This window comes from Mycobacterium sp. 23 (genome assembly GCF_048287075.1).
GTDB classification, from domain to species: Bacteria; Actinomycetota; Actinomycetes; order Mycobacteriales; family Mycobacteriaceae; genus Mycobacterium; species Mycobacterium gordonae_B.
This window is the reverse complement of the sequence record NZ_JBLVUX010000005.1, coordinates 90268-103334: the sequence shown is the minus strand read 5'-3', so window position 1 is coordinate 103334 and position 13067 is coordinate 90268. Positions and strand designations below refer to the sequence as shown.

Annotated in this window: 16 protein-coding genes; 8 read left to right on the top strand and 8 right to left on the bottom strand. The window is 65.5% G+C overall.

Annotated features, from left to right (window positions below):
- Window positions 1-4: 4 nt before the first annotated feature.
- Window positions 5-1306, top strand: coding sequence for an acyltransferase family protein (locus tag ACNQS7_RS01840; RefSeq protein WP_418011186.1), 1302 nt, complete (start codon window positions 5-7; stop codon window positions 1304-1306).
- A gap of 66 nt (window positions 1307-1372) precedes the next feature.
- Window positions 1373-2131, top strand: a complete 759-nt coding sequence (locus ACNQS7_RS01835) for a universal stress protein (RefSeq protein ID WP_418011185.1) — start codon at window positions 1373-1375, stop codon at window positions 2129-2131.
- 55 nt (window positions 2132-2186) lie between these two features.
- Here the strand turns inward: ACNQS7_RS01835 and ACNQS7_RS01830 are convergent, their stop codons facing one another.
- Window positions 2187-2819: a TetR/AcrR family transcriptional regulator gene (locus ACNQS7_RS01830; protein ID WP_082658897.1), complete on the bottom strand. Its 633-nt coding sequence runs from the start codon at window positions 2817-2819 to the stop codon at window positions 2187-2189.
- 105 nt (window positions 2820-2924) lie between these two features.
- Here ACNQS7_RS01830 and ACNQS7_RS01825 point away from each other — a divergent pair, with 105 nt between their 5' ends.
- The 4 genes from ACNQS7_RS01825 to ACNQS7_RS01810 all read left to right on the top strand — a co-directional run bounded on the left by ACNQS7_RS01825 (window position 2925) and on the right by ACNQS7_RS01810 (window position 7103).
- Window positions 2925-4064, top strand: coding sequence for a VOC family protein (locus tag ACNQS7_RS01825; protein ID WP_418015848.1), 1140 nt, complete (start codon window positions 2925-2927; stop codon window positions 4062-4064).
- The gene (locus ACNQS7_RS01820) at window positions 4061-4999 is read left to right on the top strand and encodes a fumarylacetoacetate hydrolase family protein (protein ID WP_418011184.1); all 939 of its coding nucleotides are present in this window, start codon (window positions 4061-4063) and stop codon (window positions 4997-4999) included. Before ACNQS7_RS01825 ends, ACNQS7_RS01820 begins: the two co-directional genes overlap by 4 nt.
- Complete coding sequence (locus tag ACNQS7_RS01815; protein WP_418011183.1) at window positions 4996-6531, top strand: bifunctional 3-(3-hydroxy-phenyl)propionate/3-hydroxycinnamic acid hydroxylase; 1536 nt, start codon at window positions 4996-4998, stop codon at window positions 6529-6531. Before ACNQS7_RS01820 ends, ACNQS7_RS01815 begins: the two co-directional genes overlap by 4 nt.
- A gap of 338 nt (window positions 6532-6869) precedes the next feature.
- Window positions 6870-7103, top strand: coding sequence for a general stress protein CsbD (locus tag ACNQS7_RS01810; RefSeq protein WP_055580950.1), 234 nt, complete (start codon window positions 6870-6872; stop codon window positions 7101-7103).
- 81 nt (window positions 7104-7184) lie between these two features.
- On the opposite strand, the gene ACNQS7_RS01805 is transcribed toward ACNQS7_RS01810, so the two are convergent.
- Genes ACNQS7_RS01805 through ACNQS7_RS01780 form a run of 6 tightly spaced genes read right to left on the bottom strand, consistent with a single transcriptional unit; the run spans window position 7185 to window position 10548 of the window.
- Window positions 7185-7868: an HAD family hydrolase gene (locus tag ACNQS7_RS01805; RefSeq protein WP_418011182.1), complete on the bottom strand. Its 684-nt coding sequence runs from the start codon at window positions 7866-7868 to the stop codon at window positions 7185-7187.
- Window positions 7869-7870: 2 nt separating this feature from the next.
- Window positions 7871-8248 carry a hypothetical protein gene (locus ACNQS7_RS01800; protein WP_418011181.1) on the bottom strand — a complete coding sequence of 126 codons (378 nt, stop codon included), beginning with the start codon at window positions 8246-8248 and terminating at the stop codon, window positions 7871-7873.
- Window positions 8249-8257: 9 nt separating this feature from the next.
- Window positions 8258-8935 carry a UdgX family uracil-DNA binding protein gene (locus tag ACNQS7_RS01795; RefSeq protein WP_418011180.1) on the bottom strand — a complete coding sequence of 226 codons (678 nt, stop codon included), beginning with the start codon at window positions 8933-8935 and terminating at the stop codon, window positions 8258-8260.
- Window positions 8919-9332, bottom strand: coding sequence for a ChaB family protein (locus ACNQS7_RS01790; RefSeq protein WP_418011179.1), 414 nt, complete (start codon window positions 9330-9332; stop codon window positions 8919-8921). The genes ACNQS7_RS01795 and ACNQS7_RS01790 overlap by 17 nt, the downstream gene beginning before the upstream one ends.
- Before the next feature lie 17 nt (window positions 9333-9349).
- Window positions 9350-9904, bottom strand: coding sequence for a DUF1360 domain-containing protein (locus ACNQS7_RS01785; protein ID WP_418011178.1), 555 nt, complete (start codon window positions 9902-9904; stop codon window positions 9350-9352).
- Window positions 9905-9927: 23 nt separating this feature from the next.
- Window positions 9928-10548 carry a flavodoxin family protein gene (locus ACNQS7_RS01780; protein WP_418011177.1) on the bottom strand — a complete coding sequence of 207 codons (621 nt, stop codon included), beginning with the start codon at window positions 10546-10548 and terminating at the stop codon, window positions 9928-9930.
- A gap of 50 nt (window positions 10549-10598) precedes the next feature.
- Between ACNQS7_RS01780 and ACNQS7_RS01775 the strand changes: the two genes are divergently transcribed.
- Window positions 10599-12059, top strand: a complete 1461-nt coding sequence (locus ACNQS7_RS01775; RefSeq protein WP_418011176.1) for an aminotransferase class I/II-fold pyridoxal phosphate-dependent enzyme — start codon at window positions 10599-10601, stop codon at window positions 12057-12059.
- Here ACNQS7_RS01775 and ACNQS7_RS01770 read toward each other — a convergent pair.
- Complete coding sequence (locus tag ACNQS7_RS01770; RefSeq protein ID WP_418011175.1) at window positions 12056-12445, bottom strand: MerR family transcriptional regulator; 390 nt, start codon at window positions 12443-12445, stop codon at window positions 12056-12058. The genes ACNQS7_RS01775 and ACNQS7_RS01770 overlap by 4 nt on opposite strands.
- A gap of 140 nt (window positions 12446-12585) precedes the next feature.
- Here ACNQS7_RS01770 and ACNQS7_RS01765 point away from each other — a divergent pair, with 140 nt between their 5' ends.
- A complete protein-coding gene (locus ACNQS7_RS01765; protein WP_418011174.1) occupies window positions 12586-13005 on the top strand; it encodes an Hsp20/alpha crystallin family protein in 420 nt (139 codons plus the stop codon).
- Window positions 13006-13067: the final 62 nt, after the last annotated feature.

Sequence of the window (13067 nt, the reverse complement as noted above, 5' to 3'; positions counted from 1 at the left end):
GCTGATGGACCATCGGGATGCCAATCGACCCGCCCGCAATGTCGCGGTCGACTTCCTGCGGGCATCCGGGGTCATCCTGATCGTGCTGGGGCACTGGCTGGCGTCCTCGGTGACCTACCACGACGGACGGTTCGGCCGCCAGAACCCGCTCGTCGACCAGCCCTGGACGCAATGGTTGACGTGGGGTTTCCAGGCCGTGCCGACCTTCTTCATGGTGGCCGGCTACGCCACAGCGGTGTCCTGGGCGCACCGGCGCGGCGACGAGGGCTTCTCGCGCCAGAACTGGCTGCGGCACCGGTTGGCGCGAGTTCTGGGTCCGACGGCGGTCTACGTCGGCGTGATTCTGACCGTGGTGGCCGTGCTTCGGATGACCGGCCAGGCCGGCTCGGTGGTGCAGTACGCGGGCTGGGCCGTGGCGATGCAGTTGTGGTTCCTGGCGGTCTACGTGGTGGTGGTTTCTTCGACACCCATTGCGCTTGCCGCCCAACGGCGGTGGGGCCTGTGGGCAGCGGTGGCGTTGGCCGCCGCGGCCGTCTTGGTCGACGTCGCCACGATGGCGTACCACGTTCCGCACATCGGACTGCTGAACTACCTGTTCTGCTGGGGGGCGTTTTATCAACTCGGAATCGCCTGGCAGGCCGGTCAGTTGGCGGGCGTGCGGCCGGTATTGCTGGCCGCCGGGTCAGGCGCCGTACTCGCGCTCCTGGTGTGGCGGGGGCATTACCCGGTCAGCATGATCGGCGTGCCCGGCCAGCAGGTGCAGAACACGACGCCACCGACCGTGGCGTTGCTCGCGTTCGGTTGCGCGCAGATAGGCATTGGCACCGCGCTGGTTCCTGCCCTCAACCGGGCACTGCGCCCCTCGGGAGCGCGGCGGGTGGTGGCTGTCGTCAACAACAACGTGATGGCGCTGTACCTGTGGCACATGGTGCCTGTCGTGCTGGTGGCCGTCGTCGGTTATCCGGCCGGACTGTTTCCGCAGCCAGCCGAGGGAACGGCGGACTGGTGGCTGTTCCGTCTCGAGTGGATCGCCATCCTGATCGTCGTGACCGGTGCCGAAATCACGCTGTTGTTCTGGGGGCGAAGATTTTTCGCCGCCGCCCTGCCCGTGCTGACCGTGCCTATCCCGGAACGCTGGGCCGAACCCCTGCTGCTGGTCGGAGCGGCGATGACCACCTATGCCCTGGCGTGCTTCGCGGCGGACGGCTTCGCTCCCGACGGACGCTTTCCCTGGCTGCGCGCGCTGGTCTTCGGCGTCGGAGCCGCCCTGGTCGCCGTTAGGGCCAGAAGACCACTACATCAGTGACCAATGGCCCATCCGCGGACGTCATCGGATACCTACCCTCCGAGGCGAAGCGGAAGGAGCGGTGGCATGGCGGACCGCGGTACGCATCTCGGGATCGTCGTGGGTGTCGACGGCTCGCGCGGCTCCACCATCGCCGTTCAGTGGGCCGCCCACGACGCGGCGCTGCGGGAGGTACCGCTCACCCTGGTTCACGCCGCGCGGACCCGCAGCCAACGCCAGCGCGGGCAGGAGGTGCTCGACCAAGCTCTGCAAACCGTCGGCACCGGAATTCGGGTTCGATGCGAAATGCCCTGCGCCACGCCCGTATTTGCGTTGGCCGACCTGTCGGAACACGCCGACCTGGTAGTGGTCGGCTGCCCCGGGATTAGCGCAACACCGGAAAACCAGCTGTGCTCGGTCAGCTCGACGCTGGTCCACCACGCGCACTGCCCGGTCGTCGTCATCCACGATGACGTCCAACTCAGCCCGGAAAGTCTCGCGGCGCCGGTGCTGGTGGGCGTGGACGGATCGCCGGAGGCGGAGTTGGCTATGGAGATCGCAGTCTTTGAAGCGTCAACGCGCGGAGTGGGATTGATAGCCGTACATGCCCCTGAAGGCTCTCATGGTCTCGACGAGACTCTGGCCGCGCTTGCCGGATGGACCGAACGGCATCCGGACATCACGGTGCAGCAGGTGCCCGCGCTGGCCGATCCGGCGCCGGAGCTGGTGGAGCACGCCACGAAAGCTCAGCTTGCGGTGGTGAGCAGCCAGGTCACCGCCGGATTAGCTGTGACGCGCGTGCCGATCATCGTCATCAAGACGTCGCCGGCCAGAGCGCGCACCTGATCCAATGCCGAATCGCCAATTGCGGTCTCGCGGGTCGGCCTAGGAATCGCGCTGACTAATCCGCGGCGAAGTCCGGCAGCGGCCGTTGACAGACGGCGTGCGCCTCCTCGGCGGTCATTCCGAACAGCCGCAGCACGTTTTCGGTGGCCGTGTCGGCCGCCAGTGCCCCGTCCCGCTCCGGGTCGTTGCGCAACAACGCCCCGAGGCCCAGCAGCGCACCACCGGCGATGGCCAGCGAGAATTCCGGATCGTCGGTCTGGAACCGGCCGGCGGCCGCAGCGGCCTTGATGTCCCGCAGCGCCCGGGGCGCCAGACCGCGATCCGACCACAGCAGCGTCGGTCCGTTCGCCAGCAAGATCTCGCTCTCCTGCGGACGCTGACGGAAGAGCCGGCCGGTGAGCCGGAAGCTGGTCGCGAACGTCTCCGCCGGATCCTCGATGGACTCGGTCAGCCGGTCCAGCAGCGCTCCGTGGGCGTCCAGCACGTCGGCCACCGCGGCTTCGAACAGCTGCTCCTTGCTGTCAAAGTGGTTGTAGAACGAACCCATTCCGACGTCGGCGGCCTGAGTGATCTCCAGAACGGGCACGTTGACTTTGCCCTCGGCGATCAGTCGTTGCGCAGCTTTGACCAGTGCCGAGCGGGTGCGTTGTTTGCGTCGCTCCAAGCGGCTGGAGCCGTCATCTGACATCCCCACCTCAGCAGTATGCCTCAGATTTGATGATTTCGTCAGAAATCCTTGACTCCGGGCCTGTGCGTATGTGACGATTTCGTCAGTTACTTATGAGAGGCGGTGATGGATGTGCTTGGCTCCCCGGCGGAAGCGCACCGCGACCTGCACAGCGAGCAAGGTGCCCGACCCGACGAGCATTGCGGCCGATCCCGCAACCCGGTGATCAAGGTCGCCGACCTCGCGTGGCTGGAGTTCGAGAAGCCCGACCTCACCCGTTGTGAGGCCTTCGCGCGTGCCTTTGGATTCCAGACCGCACACCACGGACCCGACGAGATCACGTTGCGCGGCACCGACGCAGGCGCACCGTGCGTGATCGTGCGACGCGGCCAGCGGTCACGATTCACCGCCGTGGCATTTCGCGCCTGCGACGAGGTGGATGTGTTGCGACTTGCCGACAAGTCCGGCGCCGCCGCTCATCCGTTGCCGGAAGCCATCGGTGGCATGTCGGTCGATCTGTCGGACCCCACCGGCACGCGAGTGCGGGTCGTAGCCGGGATGCACGAGCTACCCGAGCTGCCCGGCCAACAGCCTCCGGTCTTCAATTTCGGTCGCGAATTATTGCGCACCAACGCAACTCAGCGTCCGCCCCGGGTGCCGGCACGGATACAACGGTTGGGACACCTGGTGCTGCAGTCGACGAAGTATCTGCAGTCGCTGAACTGGTACCTGGACAACCTGGGGATGATCGTCAGCGACTTCCAGTACTTCCCCGGGCAGCGTGACCGGGGGCCGACCATGAGCTTCATCCGGTGCGATCGCGGGTCGACGCCGGCCGATCACCACACGCTGGCGTTGGCACTCGGCCCGGTCAACCGCTACCTGCATTCCGCTTATCAAGTCAGCGATCTCGACGCGCTGGCCGCCGGCGGCGAGTTCCTCAAAGAGCGGGGCTACCTGCGCTCATGGGGAATAGGCCGGCACATCCAGGGCAGCCAGATCTTCGATTACTGGCGCGATCCGGACGGGTTCCTGGTCGAACACTTCACCGACGGAGACATGTTCGACAACACCCTGGAACCGGGGTGGGCGCCGTTGACCGCTTCGGGATTGGCCCAGTGGGGACCTCCCGCCACCCGCGACTTCCTGGGCACCGACCCGAAATCGGCTCGCCACGAGGTGACTTCGATGATCGGCGCGCTGCGTCAAAGTAATGAGTTCGACTTCAACCGCCTGATCGGCCTACTGAAAGTGTCTGTCTCATGACCATCTCCGTACTGCACACCACCGACGGCTGGTGGGTCGAGACTGCGGCCGGTGCCGCCAAGATCGCCACCGACGCCACCACCACCGCGCAACTGCTCTCGCAACGGGCCGCGATCGAGGCCGCAGCGGCTGCCGCCGACCGCGTTCCCGTGGACACCCTGGATCTGCTCTCACCGGTGACGAGGCCATGCCGGGTGGTCGCGCAGATGACGAACTTCGAGTCCCACGTCAGAGATGCGGGCATGGACCCCACGTCGATTCCGCTGACTTTTTTCCGCAAGGCGTCTGCGTCGATCTGTGGTCCGTTCGCCGACATCGTCAAGCCCGCGCACGTGCAGTTGCTGGACTACGAGGTGGAGATCGGCTTGGTGATCGGGCGCCCGATCACGATCGGCACCAGCATTTCCGACGCCAACCTCGCCGACTTCGTCGCCGGTCTGGTCGTCACGAACGACGTGTCGGCGCGCGACATCCAGCTGCCGCAGACGCAGTTCTACGAAGCCAAGTCCTATCCGACGTTCACCCCGGTCGGCCCGCGGCTGGTGCTGCTGGACGCCGACGAGCTGAAGCGCTTCGGGGATCTGCGACTGCGGCTGCGGGTCAACGGTGCGGAGCGCCAGAACGCGCTCGTCGAGGGCGACATGCTGTACCGGCCACTCCAGGCACTGCAGTCGCTGACACAGTTTCAGGAACTGGCACCCGGCGACCTGATCCTCACCGGAACACCCGTGGGCACCGCGCTGAGCGCACCGCCGAAGCCGGTGGAGATCATCGGAAACCTGTTGCCGCCGGCCGTCAAATGGAAGGCCTTCTTCAAGCGTCAATCCGGCAACCCGAAGTATCTGCGGAATGGTGACGTCGTCGAAGCGTCGGTCGCCACCGATGACGGGTCCATCGACCTGGGGACGCAACGCAATTCCGTTCGATACGCATGAACGCCAACGCCATACGGCACATCCCCGTGGTGATCGTCGGGGCCGGGCCGACGGGCATCACCGCCGCCACGCTGTTGGCACAGTACGGAGTCCAGAGCCTGATTCTCGAACGCTGGCCCGGGGTGTACCCGCAGCCGCGGGCGGTGCACCTCGACGACGAGATCTTCCGCGTTCTCGCACGCCTGGGCATTGCCGAGGAGTTCGCGGCCATCTCTCGACCGACGCTCGGACTTCGACTGCTGGACAACAAGTTCAACGTCTTCGCGGAATTTCATCGCAATCCCGATCACAGCGCGCACGGGTACCCCCAGGCGAACATGTTCGACCAACCAGAGCTCGAAGGTTTGTTACGGGCCAACCTCAAGCGCTACCCGAACGCGGAGTTACGCGGAAATGCCGACGTCACGGCGATCTCGGCGCGCGGCAACGGTGCGCGTATCACCTACACCGACCGGACCGACGGAACCATTCACCAGGTCGATGCCGACTACCTGTTGGGCTGCGATGGCGCGAACAGCGTCGTGCGACGCCACATCGGCTCTGCCATGCGCGATTTGAAGTTCGAACAGCGGTGGCTGGTCGTCGATGTCGCTACCGAGGCAGACCTCAGGCAGTGGGAAGGCGTCTATCAGATATGCGACCCGGCACGGGCCGGCACCTATATGCGCATCGGAGAATCCCGCTACCGCTGGGAGTTTCGATTGCTGGACGGGGAAAGCGCCCGCGACTTCGACACGCTGGGTGCGCTTCGTCCGCTCATCTCGCCCTGGACCCGTCACGTCGACGACAGTGAACTCGATCTGTTGCGCGTCGCCGAGTACACCTTCCGGGCCCAGATCGCCGATCGATGGCGCCGTGGCAACATCTTCATTCTCGGTGACGCCGCACACCTCACTCCCCCCTTCATCGGCCAGGGCATGGGCGCTGGTCTGCGCGACGCGATGAACCTCAGCTGGAAGATCGCCGCGGTGTGCCACGGCACGCTGTCGCCGGACGTCCTGGACAGCTATCAACAGGAGCGTAAACCGCACTGCCGCGCCTTGATTCGCTTGGCGCTCACCGTCGGCTGGTCGATGACCGGCGGAGGCCGGCTTGGCGACCTCACCCGGCGCACGGTCCTGCCCCGGGCCGGACTCATTCCCGGGCTGCGCAACAAGATCGTGGATTCCGCCACGCCCGCGCTGCGCCGCTCCGCTCTGATACACAAATCCCGCCGTCCCCGGCAGCTCGCCGGACAGCTCTGCCCGAATCCGTTGCTGCCCAACGGTAAACGCTTAGACGATGCGGCCGGTGCCGGGTTCTCGGTGGTCACCCGCGCTCCGTTGCCGCCGGTTACCGGAAAGATGCTGCGCGAGCGAAACGTGCCCGTCATCGAAGCCGACCCGGGCAGCGAACTGGCGGCGTGGCTGCGCGACGGACACGCCTGGGCCGCGCTCATACGTCCGGATCGGACGGTTATGCGCGCCGGTCGCGACCCGGCACTGGTGACGGCGTCGGCGGTAGCACTGCCAACACAGCAAAGGCGTCAGTAGCCGGCACGTCTTTGGGATATCCGGCGCGCGCGAAATTCGCAATCCTCGCCATGGTGTGGCGGCCGGTGATCATCCGTCTCTCCTCGCGTCCTGGCAGCACCAGGGTATGCCCGTTATATCTGGGCTCAAACATGAGCGAAATCCCTAGACGCTAAACGAAGTTCGCGCTGTGGCGTGAGCCAGCCCACAGGTTTGAGGAGTCGGTGGTTCGGAAACTCTGACGCTGCGGGGGGTTCTTTGGAACGACGCGGTAGTTGGTCCTGACCCCTGTTGGCCGAGCGCAGCAGAGCGTAGCGCGAGGTCGCCATGCAAGCGAGCAAGTTATGCAGGAGGAATTCATGTCGGACAAGAGTGGCCCGCAAGAGGGCGTCGAGGGCGTCGTCGAGGGCGTTAAAGGCAAGGCGAAGGAAGTCATCGGTGCAGTCACGGGCCGAGACGACGTGAAGCGCGAGGGTCAGGCTCAGCAGGACAAGGCCGACGCTCAGCGTGACGCAGCCAAGAAGGAAGCCGAAGCGGAAGCCGCCCGTGGCGGTGCCGAGGCAGCCGAGCAGCGCCAGAAGGCCAACCAGTAGCTTGATGCGAGAATGGGCCCAGACCGGTTACGGACTGGGCCCATTCGCTTGCCCTCGACAAGATTGACCGCTGCGCCGCGACTACTCCCCCGCCAGCGTCGCGATCCGCGTCTGCTCGATATTGGCAAGCAACTTCTCGGCGTTCTCAAAAACCTGCGCCGCTCCGGCATCGTGCAACTCCGAGGCCGACACTCCGCCGCTGAGCACCCCGATGCAGGACAGCTTCGCGCGTGAGCAGGCCTCGGCATCCCAGATGGCGTCCCCGACGAAGACGGCGCGCTCCGCGGTGACGCCGCCACGTTCCAGCGCAATTTCGATGATGTCGGGCTTGGGCTTCGCGGTGTCCACATCGGCTGACGACGTGACCGCGGCAACCAGATCGTCACAGTCTAGGACCTTGCGCAGCAACTCCAGTTCATCGTCGGGCGCCGAAGTCGCCAACACGACCTTGAGTCCCAGATCGGCGACCCGGCGCAGCAGCTCGCGGGCGCCAGGCAACGGATGCAACAGTGACGCGACTTCCCGGTAGTAGCGGGAATGCAAGTCCTTCAACCGTTTCTGGGTCTCCTCCGGCGCATTGTCGGACAAGGACTTCACCAGCGTCGAACCATCCATGCCGATGGATCGGTGAATCCGCCATGTCTCTACGTCGATGCCGACTTCGCCGAACGCGCGCTGCCAGGCGTCGATGTGCAGATAGTTCGAATCAACCAGGGTGCCGTCGATGTCGAACAACACCGCGCCCTGAAGCTCGTTGGCGCTCAACGTCAGAACAAGATCGCGATAGTAGCGAAATCGGCCGCCAGCAGGGCGAGCGCGACCACGGGAACGATCCAGCCACGGCGCCGCAGCGCGGTGAAGAAGGAGGCGATTATCGTCAACCCGGCGATCACGGGAGCGCCGTAGAAGAGCACCCCGTACACCACGCCGTCCGGCCCCAGGTCGGGGCACTGTGCGGTGCTACACGCGGCCATGCTCATCGCCGCGCCGACCGCGAAGATCATGACCAACGCGGCGGCCGGCACGGTCAGCGCCGCCAGTATCCAATTCACCACACCCCGGCGACCCCGGCCGTGAGTAGGTTCAGCCACCGGAACAGGTGTTGCACTGTCCACCTGGCTGGTTTCTTCGCTGCGCACACTCATCAGTTGCGACTACCCCGGCTGGTTTTCCCGAAACATAGCCGCCGGACCGGTACTTGCCAGGCGCAGGTCCTCGACGAACGCGTCGTAGTTCTCCTTGCGCCGGTCGCTGCGATCACGCAGCAGCGCCGACGGGTGAATCGTCGCCATCAGCATCGGTTCGGGCTCCACCTGCAGCGCCGCAGGCAATCGCAGCCATTCTCCGCGCTGCGTGGTTACACGAAATGTGCTGCCCAGCAACGATTGTGCGGCAGTGGCACCAAGGCACAGGACGACCTGCGGCCGTACCGACTCGATCTCGGCGATCAACCATGGCCGGCATGCGACGACCTCGATGCGGCCCGGCTTCTCGTGTATGCGCCGCTTGCCCACTCGCTTGAACTTGAAGTGCTTGACCGCGTTGGTCTGGTAGGTGAACGACGGGTCGATCTCGGCATCGCGCAGGGCTTGAGTCAGCAACCGTCCCGCAGGTCCTACGAATGGCACTCCCTGCTGGTCTTCATAATCGCCTGGCTGTTCGCCGACCAGCATCAGAGGCGCTTCGGGTTTGCCTTCGCCGAAGACGGTCTGGGTGGCGCTTTCGAACAGTGTGCAGCCTCGGCATTCGCCTGCCGCCCGCTGTAGCGAACTCAGCCGCCGGTCAGCCGGCAGATACTGCTGTGCGCCGGGCTGCTCAGCGCCTTTGCGCACGGCGATTGTATTTCTTGATGGCTTCCACCAGTTCCGATTTCGTCATCGTCGACCGGCCGCGCACATCAAGCCGGCGCGCGATCTCCATCAGGTGTTGCTTGCTGGCGTTGGCGTCGACACCCTCCTGCGTCGGCACGGGGTTGTTCAGGCCGCCGCGTTCGGCGTGCGCGTCAGAGGGACCCTTCTCGTCCTTGGCTTCCCAGTGGTCGCCGACCTTTTCGTAGCTGTGCTTCACAGCGGCGTAGGCGACGCGGTGAGCACGCTCCTCGCTGCCGTACTGCTCGGTGGCCGCGTCGTGGGCCTTGGCGAAAGTACGTTGCGCCTTTGCGCTGGAACGCCGCAGCGTGCCAGGCAACTCGTCCTTCTTCGCGGCACCGCTCTTGGTCGTCTTCGGCATGACATCACCTCCGGACTTTAGGAACCTCGGGGATTCTGGGCCCACTGTTGGGCTATCGCGTAACCGAGCTGGAGGAAATCGGCGCCGGTCAGTGCGGTGAACGTGCCGGCGACCAGGCGGGTGAACCGGGGCGCGAAGACCAATCCGATCACAAACACCGTCGCCACCCACATATCGAGGCAGAAGGGGCATGTGAGCAATTCGCCCATGCTGTGCCGGAACTGGCTCTCGTTGCGCGTCTCCTCGTGCACCTCGGCGGGTCCGCCGGTACCGGCATACCGGGTGAAGGGCGCCCGTAGCGGGCTGGTGACGGCGTCCTTGGTCAGGGTGCGGGACAACTTATGGGTGCCCAGCGTCACGGTGAGCAGATCCTGCACGTTCCACCGCACGGGTAGCCGGCGCCCGGTGACCACCGCCACCAGCGTCGTGGCGCCTACCAGCGCGCAGTAGATCACCAGTACGGCGAAGTATCCACCCAGCGGGCGCGGATTGTCGCCGCGGTATTCCGCGGCTTCCTGCCGAGCGCGGTCCGCCACTCCCGCGCCGTTCTTTTCCTTGGTCAATTCGGTCATGAAACTCCTTGCGGCTGAATGCTTCAGGCTTCGTATGGCGGATAGCGCGTTGTCCTGAGCGTGCGGGCCAGATGAGCAGCATTCCGCGCGGCAGCAGCAGTGGCAGAGGCGATTTGTTCAGGCACCTCGTCGAGGTCGCTGTAGTCGGTTGACTCCATAGCGGCACCCACCCAGTAGGTGCAACCTTGCGCAGGGATGCTGAAGCCAATGTCGTTGAGTCCCTGGAAAAGATCCGCGACCACTTTGTGCGCGCCGTCTTCGTTGCCGACCACGCTGACAATGGCCACTTTGCCGACCATGGCGGGCGTCCCGTCGTCGTCGGTGTTGGACAACTCGGCATCCAGGCGTTCCAGCACGCGTTGGGTCACGCTGGACGCATGCCCGAGCCAGATCGGGGTGCTGATCAGCAGGATGTCCGCGTCGAGCACCTTGCGCCGAATGTCGGGCCATTGGTCACCGGCACCCATGTCGTCCTCGACGCCCGGAGCGATGTCGTAGTCGACAGCCCTGATCAGTTCGCACTCGACGCCGGCCTTCTTCAGTTCGCCGACAACGTGTTCGGCGATCAGAGCGCTGCTCGATGGCGATGAACTTGGTTTGAGGCTGCACACCAGGCCGACGGCACGCAGGGACTGATGGCTCATGGGAAATCCATACCCGGCATAGGGACCGGTAAACCGGGTATGCGGCGCGGATGGACCAGTCTCAGGCTCCGATACTGGACGCGCTGCGCGACTATCACCGTCGTGACCGTTACGGTTTCACGCCGCCCGGCCACCGGCAGGGGCGCGGCGCCGATCCCCGCGTCCTCGATGTGCTGGGAAGCGAGCCATTTCGCGACGACGTTTTGGCCAGTAGCGGTTTGGATGACCGGCAGTCCCGCGGCGGATTCCTGGCCCGGGCGGAGGAACTGATGGCCGATGCGGTGGGCGCGGACGCGGCCTTCTTCTCCACCTGCGGCAGTTCCCTTTCGGTGAAGGCGGCGATGCTGGCGGTAGCGGGTGGAGCGGTGGGCGGCCTGCTCGTCCCCCGCGACAGTCACAAGTCGATCGTCGCCGGCCTTGTCTTCTCCGGTGTACAGCCTCGATGGATCACCCCCCGCTGGGACCGGGAACGGCACTTTTCCCACCCGCCGTCGCCCCAGCAGGTCCGGGACGCCTGGGAGCGTTATCCCGATGCCGCAGGGGCGCTGATCGTCAGTCCCAGCCCCTATGGCACGTGCGCCGACATCGAGGCCATCGCCGATGTCTGCCACGCCCGGGGCAAACCCCTGATCGTCGACGAGGCGTGGGGTGCGCACCTGCCCTTCCATGAAAACCTGCCGACGTGGGCCATGGACGCGGGCGCCGACGTGTGCGTGGTCAGCGTGCACAAAATGGGAGCCGGGTTCGAGCAGGGTTCGGTGTTTCACCTGCAGGGCGATCTGGTGGACCGCGACCTGTTGTCGTCGTGCGCCGACCTGCTCATGACCACCAGTCCCAACGTCATGGTCTACGCGGCCCTGGACGGGTGGCGACGGCAGATGGTCGAGCAAGGCCACGATCTGCTGGGCGCCGAACTCGAGTTGGCGGGCGACCTGCGGGCACGGATCGCCGAAATCCCGGATGTGCGGGTACTTGGAGACGAACTGCTGGGCGAGGAGGCATCCTGCGACCTGGACGTCACGCAGGTGTTGATGGACGTTTCCGCGACTGGGACGTCCGGCTATCAAGCGGCGGACTGGCTTCGGGAGAACTGCCGACTCGACCTGGGCTTGAGCGATCACCGGCGAATCCTCGCCACCATGTCGTTCGCCGACGATAAGGCGAGCGCCGACCGACTCGTGGCGGCGCTGAGTCAGTGGCGCGAAGCCGCCGACGACTTCGACCGGCCGCCGGCCATCCAGCTGCCCTCGCCCGCCGAGCTGCAGCTGGAAACGGTGCAGCTGCCCCGAGACGCGTTCTTCGGACGCACCGAAATGGTGCCTGCGGCCAGGGCCGCGGGCCGGATCGCTGCTGAGCAGATCACGCCCTACCCGCCGGGCATTCCGGCGGTGGTCCCCGGTGAACGCCTCAACGGTGCCGTGATCGACTACCTGCGGTCCGGCGTGGCCGCGGGGATGACGCTGCCCGATCCGGCCGACCCGACCGTGCGGCAATTCCGGGTAGTGGCCTAGCCCTTGCGCGCTTTTCGCGCCGAGGTCTTCGAGTTCTCTTGCCCAGCAGTATGTTTCACGGCGCCACGTAGGGTTCGGTTGGCAGACTGAAGATCGCTGTTGGCCGCCGAGAGCTCCGCGTTGTCGTCCTCCAGGCTGAGGATACGGGCGATGCCGGCGAGGTTGACGCCGGCCTCGACCAGCGCGCTGATACGGCGCAGGCGCGCCAGGTCATCTGCGCTGTAACGCCGTGTACCCCCGTCGCTGCGAGCCGGTGTGAGCAGCCCATACCGCTCGTAAAGGCGAAGTGACTGCACCGCGACGCCAGAGAGTTCCGCCGCCACCGAGATCCCGTACACGCCCTGATCAGACGCCGGCGGGTCTACGTCGCCTGAACGATCGGTCATCGGGCATCTCCTCGGCTGTTACTAGAAAACCTATCTACCACACTTGCACTGAACTGTCGACAGTGTTATACAAAATCTATGTCCTTAGACATAGGAAACCAACCCCTCAGACAGAAGATTGGAGATAAGAGGTGACTGCCATGCTGATGCGTACCGACCCGTTCCGCGAACTGGACCGATTCGCCCAGCAAGTGCTCGGGACCGCCGCACGCCCAGCGGTCATGCCGATGGACGCCTGGCGCGAAGGGGAGGAATTCGTCGTCGAATTCGACCTGCCCGGTATCGAAGCCGATTCGCTGGACATCGACATCGAACGCAATGTGGTCACAGTCCGCGCGGAACGACCGGGGGTCAACCCCGACCGGGAGATGCTGGCCTCGGAGAGGCCACGGGGAGTGTTCAGCCGCCAGTTGGTGCTCGGCGAGAACCTCGACACCGAACGAATCGCCGCATCCTATGACGAGGGGGTCCTGCGGTTGCGGGTGCCGGTGGCCGAAAAGGCGAAGCCCCGCAAGATCTCCGTCGGTCGCAGCGAGAACCGCGAAGCCATCAATGCCTGACCGGCGGTGAGCGGGCGGCGGCCGCGGCGGTGCTGGAATGTGCCGCGGCCGTCCGCCTCGCA